Origin of the sequence: Enterovirga sp. (genome assembly GCF_035325185.1) — a bacterium.
Classification (GTDB): domain Bacteria; phylum Pseudomonadota; class Alphaproteobacteria; order Rhizobiales; family Beijerinckiaceae; genus Enterovirga.
In genome coordinates, this window is record NZ_DAOLAJ010000162.1 from 1 (window position 1) to 3468 (window position 3468).

At 68.5% G+C, this 3468-nt stretch carries 3 protein-coding genes; 2 read left to right on the forward strand and 1 reads right to left on the reverse strand.

Features of this window, described 5'->3' with window-relative positions:
- Positions 1-13 precede the first annotated feature (13 nt).
- Positions 14-2296 (forward strand): NADP-dependent malic enzyme, encoded by a 2283-nt coding sequence (locus PKD06_RS18485; RefSeq protein WP_324382733.1) that lies wholly within the window; start codon positions 14-16, stop codon positions 2294-2296.
- Positions 2297-2422: 126 nt separating this feature from the next.
- Positions 2423-2617 carry a CsbD family protein gene (locus PKD06_RS18490; RefSeq protein ID WP_324382729.1) on the forward strand — a complete coding sequence of 65 codons (195 nt, stop codon included), beginning with the start codon at positions 2423-2425 and terminating at the stop codon, positions 2615-2617.
- 67 nt (positions 2618-2684) lie between these two features.
- On the opposite strand, the gene PKD06_RS18495 is transcribed toward PKD06_RS18490, so the two are convergent.
- Positions 2685-3317, reverse strand: coding sequence for a carbonic anhydrase (locus tag PKD06_RS18495; RefSeq protein WP_324382731.1), 633 nt, complete (start codon positions 3315-3317; stop codon positions 2685-2687).
- Positions 3318-3468 lie beyond the last annotated feature (151 nt).

Genomic DNA, 3468 nt, shown 5'->3' on the forward strand with positions numbered 1-3468 from the left:
CCCCAAGGCGAACATGACCGATCCCATTCCAGCGCTCGGCAAGCGGCCGACCTTCACCGACCAGGAGGCGCTGCATTTCCACTCCTCCGGCCGGCCCGGAAAGCTCGAGGTCGTGGCCACCAAGCCCATGGCCACGCAGCGCGATCTCTCGCTGGCCTATTCCCCCGGCGTCGCGGTGCCCGTCCTCGCCATCGCCGAGAACCCCGCCGCCGCCTACGACTACACCGCCAAGGGCAACATGGTGGCGGTGATCTCCAACGGCACCGCCATCCTCGGCCTCGGCAATCGCGGCGCGCTCGCCTCCAAGCCCGTGATGGAAGGCAAGGCGGTGCTGTTCAAGCGATTCGCCGACGTCGATTCCTTCGACATCACGGTCGACACGGAAGACCCCGAGGCCTTCATCGAATCGGTGCGCCACCTCCATCCGAGCTTCGGCGGCATCAACCTCGAGGACATCAAGGCTCCCGAATGCTTCATCATCGAGCAGCGGCTGAAGGAGCTGATGCCGATTCCGGTCTTCCATGACGACCAGCACGGCACGGCCATCATCGCGGCGGCGGGCCTCCTCAACGCCTTCCACCTCACCGGGCGCGACCTCAAGGAGGCGAAGCTCGTCGTCAACGGCGCGGGCTCGGCGGGCATTTCCTGCGTCGAGCTTCTCAAGGCGCTCGGCTTCGCGCCCAACAACGTCGTCCTCTGCGACACCAAGGGCGTCATCTATCGCGGCCGCGCCGAGGGCATGAACCAGTGGAAGTCCGGCCATGCCGTCGAGACCTCCGCGCGCACCCTCGCCGAGGCGCTCGAAGGGGCGGACGCCGTGTTCGGGCTCTCGGCCAAGGGCGCCTTCACGCCCGAGATGATCCGCGTCATGGCGCCCAATCCGATCATCTTCGCCATGGCCAATCCCGATCCCGAGATCACGCCGGAGGAGGTGGCCAAGGTCCGCAGCGACGCCATCATGGCGACGGGACGCTCGGATTATCCCAATCAGGTCAACAACGTGCTCGGCTTCCCCTACATCTTCCGGGGGGCGCTCGACGTGCGGGCCACCACCATCAACATGGAGATGAAGATCGCCGCCGTGCGCGCGCTCGCCGACCTCGCCCGCGAGGACGTGCCGGACGAGGTCGCCGCCGCCTACCAGGGCGCGCGCCCGCGCTTCGGGCGCGAATACATCATCCCGGTGCCCTTCGACCCGCGCCTCATCTCGACCATCCCGCCGGCTGTGGCGAAGGCCGCCGTGGAGACGGGCGTCGCGGGGCGCCCCGTGCCGGCGAACTACACGACACAGCTCCAGGCGCGGCGCGATCCGACCGCCGGCATCCTGGCGCAGGTCTTCGAGCGCGTGCGCAAGTTCCCGAAGCGCGTCGTCTTCGCCGAGGGCGAGGAGGAGCAGGTCATCCGCGCCGCGATCAGCTTCGTGAACCAGGAGCTGGGCACCGCGATCCTGGTCGGCCGCGAGGAGGCGATCAAGGCCACGGCGCAAGCCGCAGGGCTGGATCTGGGCGGGCGCAACGGCATCGAGATCCACAATGCGCGCCTCTCGAAGCGCAACACGGCCTATGCGCAATATCTCTACGAGAAGCTCCAGCGCCAGGGCTACCTGCTGCGCGACTGCCAGCGCCTCATCAACCAGGACCGCAATTCCTTCGCCGCCTCCATGGTCGAGCTGGGCGATGCCGATGCGGTGGTCACGGGCGTCACGCGGAATTTCTCCGTGGCGCTGGAGGAGGTGCGGCGCGTCATCGAGCCCAAGCCCGGCCACCGGGTCATCGGCGTCTCGCTCTGCCTGACGCGCGGACGCTCGGTCCTCGTCGCGGACACGGCCATCACCGAGATGCCGGACGCCCAGGACCTCGCCGAGACGGCGGCCGAGGCCGCAGGGGTCGCGCGGCGCCTCGGCATGGACCCGAAGATCGCGCTTCTCGCCTTCTCGTCCTTCGGGCACCCCGAAGGAGAGCGTTCCCGCCATGTCCGCGAGGCCGTCAAGATCCTCGACGGCATGCGGGTGGATTTCGAGTATGACGGCGACATGGCGGCCGACGTCGCCCTGAATGCCGACCTGATGCGGACCTATCCCTTCTGCCGGCTGAGCGGGCCGGCGAACGTCCTCATCATGCCGGCCTTCCACTCGGCCTCGATCTCGACGCGCATGCTCCAGGAGCTCGGCGGGGCGACGGTGGTCGGCCCTCTCCTCGTCGGGCTCGACAAGCCGGTCCAGATCGTGCCGCTCGGCGCGACCGATTCGGACATCGTGCGGATGGCGGCGCTCGCGAGCTTCGGCCTCGGCGGCTGAGACGGCGCGAGGGGAACCTTCCAGAAGGTTCCCCTTCCGTCTGGATCTTACCCCGCAGGAACATTCCCGCCGCGTCTTCTGTTGCTCACCCGACCGGCCCCGACGGGGCCTTGCGGAGTTCACAGGATGAGCGGCACCACCGACAAGATCAAAGGCATGGCCAACGAGGCCGCGGGCAACGTCAAGCAGGGCCTCGGCAAGCTGACCGGCGACGAGAGGCTTCGGGCCGAAGGTCTTGCGCAGGAAGCCAAGGGCGATGCCCAGCAGGCCGTGGGCGACCTCAAGAACAAGATCAAGGATGCGGCCGGCAAGAACCTCTGAGGCGGCTGGCTCGGAGCGATGAGGAGGCGGGCGGTCACCTTCGGGTGGCCGCCTTTTTCCTGCGCCGTCAGCCGAGGGCGGCCGCTTCCGCGGGGCCGGTCACGGTGACGCCGAGATCGGTCACGAGGCCGTTGCGGATGGAATAGACCCAGCCGTGCACGGCCAGCTGCTGCCCGCGCGCCCACGCCTCCTGGACGAAGACGTCGGAGGCCACGTTCCTCACCTGGCGAATCACGTTCAGCTCGCAGAGGCGGTCGAGGCGCGCAGAGCCGGCGGGCAGCGCCTCCAGCTCGGCGCGGTGGGCCGCCGCGACCTCCCGGATGGGATGGAGCCAGTGGTCGACAAGGCCGCGACGCTTCCCGTCGACGGCCGCGGAAACGCCGCCGCAACCGTAATGCCCCACCACCATGACATGCTTCACCTTGAGCACGTCGACGGCGAATTGCAGCACCGAGAGGTAATTGGCGTCCTGCGGCGGGGCGAGAGTGGGGAGGATGCGGGGGAAGAAGACCTCGCCCGGATCGAGATCCACGATCTCGGAGGCGGGGACGCGACTGTCGGAGCAGCCGATCCAGAAATATTCGGGCGCCTGCTGCTCGACCAGCCGCTGGAAGAAGCCCGGATCGGCCTCGATCCTCTTCTCGGCCCAGGCGCGATTGCGCGCCTTGAGGTGGCCGAGCATGCCATGTTTCTCGCACATGCGAGATCATGTCGGCGGCCCGGCCCGCGCTGTCAACTGCCCCACGTCCAAACCTGTCATCCCCGGCCGGAGCGAAGCGGAGGGGAAGGGGATCCGGAGCCGCCCGCGAGCCCCCTGGATTCCCTTCCCGGCCCTTCGGGCCGCCGGGAAT